General features: G+C 45.8%; 6 protein-coding genes. 1 reads left to right on the top strand and 5 read right to left on the bottom strand.

Annotated features, from left to right (window positions below; genetic code table 11):
- From AB5H98_RS12470 to AB5H98_RS12460, 3 genes are all read right to left on the bottom strand, one after another.
- Positions 1 to 467, bottom strand: a 467-nt coding sequence (locus tag AB5H98_RS12470; RefSeq protein WP_367926221.1) for an NAD(P)-dependent oxidoreductase, incomplete at its 3' end; no start/stop codon positions are given.
- Positions 468 to 479: 12 nt separating this feature from the next.
- Complete coding sequence (rfbA, locus tag AB5H98_RS12465; RefSeq protein ID WP_367926220.1) at positions 480 to 1355, bottom strand: glucose-1-phosphate thymidylyltransferase RfbA; 876 nt, start codon at positions 1353 to 1355, stop codon at positions 480 to 482.
- A gap of 66 nt (positions 1356 to 1421) precedes the next feature.
- Positions 1422 to 2198 (bottom strand): glycosyltransferase family 2 protein, encoded by a 777-nt coding sequence (locus tag AB5H98_RS12460; RefSeq protein ID WP_367926219.1) that lies wholly within the window; start codon positions 2196 to 2198, stop codon positions 1422 to 1424.
- A gap of 136 nt (positions 2199 to 2334) precedes the next feature.
- On the opposite strand from AB5H98_RS12460, the gene AB5H98_RS12455 reads away from it, so the two are divergent.
- Positions 2335 to 2757: a hypothetical protein gene (locus AB5H98_RS12455; RefSeq protein ID WP_367926218.1), complete on the top strand. Its 423-nt coding sequence runs from the start codon at positions 2335 to 2337 to the stop codon at positions 2755 to 2757.
- 16 nt (positions 2758 to 2773) lie between these two features.
- On the opposite strand, the gene AB5H98_RS12450 is transcribed toward AB5H98_RS12455, so the two are convergent.
- Positions 2774 to 4156: a sodium-dependent transporter gene (locus tag AB5H98_RS12450; RefSeq protein WP_367926217.1), complete on the bottom strand. Its 1383-nt coding sequence runs from the start codon at positions 4154 to 4156 to the stop codon at positions 2774 to 2776.
- Between the two features lie 80 nt (positions 4157 to 4236).
- Positions 4237 to 5691: a TrkH family potassium uptake protein gene (locus AB5H98_RS12445; RefSeq protein WP_367926216.1), complete on the bottom strand. Its 1455-nt coding sequence runs from the start codon at positions 5689 to 5691 to the stop codon at positions 4237 to 4239.
- Positions 5692 to 5805: the final 114 nt, after the last annotated feature.

Here is a 5805-nt window from a genome sequence, read left to right as displayed (position 1 = left end):
TTCACGTATTCCTCGCCCAAAAGTTTGGTAGAACCATAGGCACTAATAGGCGCCGGCTGTGCAGTTTCATCCAGCGCAATACCGCCATTTTCCGCACCACTAAATACATAGTCGGTAGATACGTGGATCAGCTTTGCGTCTCCCTCTTCCGCCGCCATGGCCAAATTTCGAGCGCCCAAGGCATTTACTTTGAAGGCAGCATCTCTGTTCGTCTCACAGCCATCTACATTAGTAAATGCCGCACAAGACAAAATTACATCCGGCTGATGATGGCGCACAAAAGCCATTACTTCATGGCGGTCGGTAATATCCAATGACTCCATACCATCTACGCCCACATCGGTAGCGATCACCGTAGCGCGATTCAACTTTTCTGGAATGGTGCCCAGCGAACAACCGCCCCTCGCCAGTTGCCGGCGCAGCTCAGTACCAAGCTGACCGGCTGCTCCCGTGATAAGCAGTTTCATGATACATTCCCCTTAATAACGCAATTTTCCATCTGCGACCTGTTTTAAATGCTGGCCGTAAGGACTTTTTCCATAACGTTCTGCACTCTCGAGCAACTTGTCCCGAGAAATCCACCCGTTTTTATATGCAATCTCTTCCGGTGCACTGATTTTGATTCCCTGGCGCTTTTCCACCATACGAACAAAATCAGCCGCATCTACCAAACTATCCATTGTTCCCGTATCAAGCCATGCAAATCCACGTCCCAATAACTGTACATCCAAATCTCCCTGGTTCAAATACAGCTCATTCAGCGTGGTGATTTCCAATTCTCCACGAGCAGACGGTTTCACCTGCTTTGCCAATTCCACTACTCGTTTATCATAAAAATACAGTCCTGTAATCGCATAGTTTGATTTTGGATTTTGCGGTTTTTCCTCCACGCTGATTACTTTTCCATTGGCATCAAACTCCACGATTCCAAAACGCTCAGGATCATTGACATAATATCCGAACACTGTGGCGCGGCTATTTTCTTCAGCGTTGCGCAGAATACGTGAAAAACCATTTCCGTAGAAAATATTGTCTCCCAGCACCATAGCGCAGCACTCATCGCCAATGAATTCTTCTCCCAACAAAAAGGCCTGGGCCAGTCCGTCAGGCGAAGGCTGTACCTTATAGCTGAGGTGAACGCCAAACTGACTTCCATCTCCCAGCAGCGCCTCAAACCGAGGAGTGTCCTGCGGCGTAGAAATAATCAAAATCTCCTGAATTCCCGCCAGCATCAACGTGGACAACGGATAATAAATCATCGGTTTGTCGTAAACAGGCAACAGTTGTTTTGATGTAACCATGGTGAGCGGATACAACCGAGTGCCTGCACCTCCAGCAAGAATGATTCCTTTCATAATCATGTCTCCTTTATTTTTTTACTTTGTATCAAAACGGGCTAAGTACCGCCCACACCTTACGAATCAAAAAAAGCGAAATCCCCATTTGTGCCAATAATGGAACATGGAACGAATCTGCATCCAAAAATTACGCCATTTTTTATTGGCATCTCTGTGCCACGCATGATAAACATATGTGATCGGCACATACATTACCTTTCCATACTGTTGCGCCTTGCGGGTAATATCCGCATCTTCCACATACATAAAGTAGCTCTCATCAAAGCCACCCATTTTTTGAAAAACATCCGTGCGAATGACAAAAAAGCTTCCCGTGCAAAAATCAATCTCGTGGGGACATGTCAAGTCCTCATCCAACATCAAATAATGATTCTCCACCGATTTCAAAAAAGGCAATGGAAGCTGGCGTGCTAACAGCGCCATCATCGTCGGAACACGTTTTGCCGTATACTGCTCGCGTCCATCCGGGAACCGGAGACGCGGCGTTGCCATCACCACATCCGGATGCTCCTCCATCCAGAAACACAATGCGCTGATTGCATCAGTATCCAAAGTAATATCCGGATTTACAACCGCATGATACTTACTGTTCAACTGGCTCAACACCGTATTGTGTCCTGTTCCAAAGCCTCCATTTGTCTCCCGGCATACCACTTTTACAGAACCCTCAAAAGGAGTATTTGCCAACTTTTTTCCCGTTTCATCGGGAGAGGCATTGTCCACCAAATAAAGAGAAACATCCGTTTGTTTTGTATACGACAAAACAGAGGAAGCTGCCCGCACTACCTCTTCGTATCCGCCGTATGCAACGATGCACGCGCTGGTTTTCAGCTTTTCCATGAATCGACCTACCTATATTCATGACTCATTAATCCTTATAACTATAGCACATTTTGTTAATTTTGTCCATTTGTGCCACAAAGGACTGTGTATATTTTTCGCCGGCTCTGAGCACCCTAAACACAGGTGATTACAAATGAAAAAACAAACAGCCATTTTTTCCACCGGCGCCATCGGATACAGCCTCATTGAAATTTTAGCCCGTGGATACACACACTGGACCATGACAATTTTAGGCGGGCTATGTCTTCTGGGACTTTACAGCATTGCCGTTCATCTTGGGACCAATATTTTTTTCCAAGCGGCCGCCGGCATGTGGCTGATTACTGCTGCTGAATTTGCAACTGGTGTGATCGTAAACCTTTTGCTGGACTGGCAAGTTTGGGATTATAGCGCAGAACCAGCCAATCTTTTGGGGCAAATCTGTCTGCGTTATTGTTTTTATTGGTTCTGCCTATGTTTTCTTTGGTTCTTGGCTATCCGCATAATGCGACGAATTCAAAGCACTGTGATTTCCAAATGGAACAAACGCCGAATAGAGACAGAAAGAGGGGCCTAAGCCCCTCTTTTTTGTGTTATGAAAGGCCCTGACCTTTTCCCAGGGTAAAATACAAAATCAGAACGATTACCGCAGGCGCCAAAAATCGAATCAAGAAGGACCAGGCCCGCCGGAAGCGAAACGTTCTCCCGTCCAGTTCAATTTCGTGCAAGGCATTCTTCGTTCCCCAGACCCAACCGACAAACAGACAAAAACCCAGTGCCCCCAGCGGAATCATCAAGTTATCTGTAAACTTCTCCAACACCGCATTCATCGGTAACATCTGAATACCATAAGCAAAATCGAACCAAGGCAGATTTAAATTGCGCACCTCGGACTGACTCAAAGAATATCCTGCGCTCAAAAAAGCCATTGGAATTGTAAGTACAACGATGGCCTTTAAACGCCCCATATGAAATTCTTCCGTCAAAAAGGCTACACAACTCTCCAGAACACTGATAGCACTTGTCAATGCAGCCAAAAAGAGCAGCATAAAGAATAGACAGCCAAATACAATTCCACCTGGCATTTGCGCAAACACCTGCGGCAAAGCCATGAACGCAAATCCACCGCCTTGACCCAGACCTTCTGCCCCTAGTGTGATAAATACTACAGGAACAATCGCAATGCCCGCCAAAATTGCCACCATTGTATCAATGGTACAAATAAAAGCGGCACTTTTCACGAGATTTTCCCGTTTAGGCACATAGGAACCATAAGTGACCATGATGCCCATTCCCACCGACAAAGAGAAAAAGGCCTGTCCCAGAGCTCCGACCAAGGTATTTCCATTGAGAGTCCCCGGACGGACTGTAAACAAATACTGTAATCCTTCTTTTGCTCCTGGAAGTGTAACACTGCGTATTACAATTGCCAGCAAAATCAAAAAGAGGCACGGCATCAAAAACTTACTTACTCGTTCAATCCCCTTGGAGACACCACGTACGACCACATAAACACACATTGCAAGAAACAAAGTCCCCCACAAAAGAGGTTCAATCGGCTTCGAAATAAAATTCACAAAATAATCTTGATAAGCGGTCTCTCCGACCCCGAAATGCGCTCCTGTGAGATATACTTGGATATACTTTAGTACCCAACCGCCGACAATACAATAATAAGATAAAATAACGAACAATGTGATGACGCCGATTCCTCCAAGGAAAGTCCAGCGCCGATTCAGCTTGCGAAAGGCTCCAACCACATTTTTTTGCGTACTCCGTCCGATACTAATCTCTGCCAGCATTACCGGAAATCCTACCAATGCGACGATCAAAACATAGCACAAAATAAATGCGCCGCCGCCATAAGAAGCAACCTTACCAGGGAATTTCCAAATATTCCCAAGGCCCACCGCACTTCCGGAAGCCGCCAAAATAAACCCCAAGCTGCTGGCCCATTGGCCACGAGACTGTTTCATGAACTTGTTTTCCTCCTGATATCATCCGTCACGGAAAAAGTTTCTTAAAAAAACTCCCGGCTCACGCCAGGAGAAAGAAATTAAAGTTTCTTTGTCCATGCACTGCGGCTGAACAGGGCCAGCAGTGGAAAGATTTCCAAACGTCCTAACAGCATATCTACGGTTAAAACGATTTTGGAAAAATCACTAAATGCATCATAATTTGCCATTGGACCTACCACATCAAATCCCGGTCCAATGTTGTTAAAACACGCAAAAACAGCAGAAATGTTGGTTTCCAAAGAAAAGTCATCCAACGAAATCAACAGAATGCTTCCAAAAATCAGCAAACAATACGCAGCCATATAAGAATTAACGCCGGTGATTACTTCCTTGTCCACAACGCGACCGTTCACATGGATTGCCCGGACACTGCGCGGCTGCAATGTACGCTGAACATTGTAGCGTAATTCCTTTACAAGCAGTAACAGCCGAACTGTTTTAATGCCGCCGCCCGTACTACCGGCACAAGCTCCCAGCGCCATCAAAATTAAAAGAATCGACTTAGAAAAGGAAGGCCACACGTCGAAATTCACCGTAGAAAAACCCGTTGTGGTCATGATACTGCTCACCTGGAAAGCCGCATGATGCAGGCTCTCTGCGAAACTTTGCATCATAGGCCGGATATTCCACGCTATCAAACCGGTCGCCGACGCAAACAGGAACAAATAAAGCCTTACTTCCTCATCCTTAAAAGCTGCGGAAAACTTTCGAATCAGCAAAAGAAAGTACACATTAAAGTTTACGCCAAACAGCAGCATAAAAACTGTGCACACATTTTGCAGATATGGACTATAACTTGCCATACTGTCATTTTTGATGCCAAATCCGCCGGTTCCCGCTGTTCCAAACGCTGTACATACACTATCAAAAAGAGGCATCCCGCCTGCCAGTAAAAATACTATACACAAAATGGTGAGCAGGATATACAACCCATAGAGAATCATTGCTGTCTGGCGAATACGCGGTGTTAACTTTCCAACACTGGGCCCCGGACTTTCAGCACGCATCAAATACAGCGTTCCGCCGGAATTTCGATTCGCCGGAACTACCGCCAATGTAAACACCAAAATGCCCATACCACCCAGCCAATGAGAAAAGCTGCGCCAATATAATACGCCTCGGCTCAAACTTTCCACATCCGGAAGGACCGATGCTCCCGTTGTAGTAAAACCCGATACAATTTCAAATACCGCATCCACATAGGATGGAATCTCACTGCTAAAATAAAACGGAAGACCGCACAAAAGAGAAATTAGAACCCAAGCCAGAGCTACCGTAACGAATCCATCGCGTGCTGAAAAGCGCTCATCTCTCTTACGGCCAAAAATATAAAGCGCGCCAGCTATAAGCGAAATCACTGCCATGGAAGCGAGAAATGCCATGGCTACCTCATGGTCCCCATCCACACAACACAGAACCAACGACGGGATCATGAACACTTCCGTCACAAACAAAATGGAACTTACCATCCGGCCCACAAGTCTGATATTCATGTCCGTTTTTACTCCTCAAAAATATCCTGCAATTGCATAATGGGATTTTCACAGGTTGTGACCACAATCACCGTATCTTCCGTTTCAAAGCTACTTGTTCCATCTGCAATCACA

This window comes from uncultured Ruthenibacterium sp., from assembly GCF_963558415.1.
Classification (GTDB): domain Bacteria; phylum Bacillota; class Clostridia; order Oscillospirales; family Ruminococcaceae; genus Ruthenibacterium.
This window is presented reverse-complemented; position numbering and strand designations above follow the sequence as displayed.

Bases quoted from the DNA above. Each gene is read 5' to 3' on its own strand.
- rfbA (WP_367926220.1), bottom strand. From the start codon at position 1,355: ATGAAAGGAATCATTCTTGCTGGAGGTGCAGGCACTCGGTTGTATCCG.
- AB5H98_RS12460 (WP_367926219.1), bottom strand. From the start codon at position 2,198: ATGGAAAAGCTGAAAACCAGCGCGTGCATCGTTGCATACGGCGGATAC.
- AB5H98_RS12455 (WP_367926218.1), top strand. From the start codon at position 2,335: ATGAAAAAACAAACAGCCATTTTTTCCACCGGCGCCATCGGATACAGC.
- AB5H98_RS12450 (WP_367926217.1), bottom strand. From the start codon at position 4,156: ATGAAACAGTCTCGTGGCCAATGGGCCAGCAGCTTGGGGTTTATTTTG.
- AB5H98_RS12445 (WP_367926216.1), bottom strand. From the start codon at position 5,691: ATGAATATCAGACTTGTGGGCCGGATGGTAAGTTCCATTTTGTTTGTG.